This window comes from Rhodococcus sp. R1101, assembly GCF_000278445.1.
Lineage (GTDB): Bacteria > Actinomycetota > Actinomycetes > Mycobacteriales > Mycobacteriaceae > Rhodococcus > Rhodococcus gordoniae.
This window is the reverse complement of sequence record NZ_AJVB01000901.1, coordinates 1-620: the sequence shown is the minus strand read 5'-3', so window position 1 is coordinate 620 and position 620 is coordinate 1. Positions and strand designations below refer to the sequence as shown.

1 protein-coding gene is annotated in these 620 nt (G+C 64.4%); it reads left to right on the top strand.

The window, feature by feature from the left end; translation table 11 throughout:
• Positions 1 to 175: 175 nt before the first annotated feature.
• Positions 176 to 388: a DUF2188 domain-containing protein gene (locus tag R1101_RS29950; RefSeq protein ID WP_232284837.1), complete on the top strand. Its 213-nt coding sequence runs from the start codon at positions 176 to 178 to the stop codon at positions 386 to 388.
• Positions 389 to 620: the final 232 nt, after the last annotated feature.

Sequence of the window (620 nt, the reverse complement as noted above, 5' to 3'; positions counted from 1 at the left end):
GAAAGCCCCGACCATCCGGGGGCCGGATCGGTACGGAGCTATCGGGTGAACTGTAGGAGGTTCTAACCCAACGTAACTCCTCGTCCCTGATCGACGCAAAAGAACGCGTCGATCAGCCGGTTGGTCTCGCACAGAAAGTGAGCCACCCATGGCCACTTCCAACCGACGGCATGTCGTGCCAGACCCCAATGGAGGCTGGAACGTCAAGGCGCCCGGCGCCCAGCGTGCCAGCGCACACACCAGGACCCAGGCGGAGGCACAAGCCGCGGCTCGCAAGATCCTTGGCAACAACGGCGGAGGCGAGCTCGTCACCCATGGTCGGGACAGCCGGATCCGTGCATCCGACACCGTCGCGCCGGGCAACGATCCCTTCCCTCCCAAGGGGTGATCGCGATGATTTCGCGAGGCATCACGATCAAACCCGGCCAGCGTAAGACCATCACGTTGCCGGCACCCATCCGCAAGGTCACGATCAAGCCGGTCAAGCATTAGGGCGTAGCCGCCCCGGGGCGCCTGCGGGCATCCGGGGCGGTACCCCGTCGCAACCTGGGTTCATCTGAACTTCATTAACGTCGTCCAACAGCCAGTCACTCATGGTCGTGGGCACCGCGCCGGAGGCC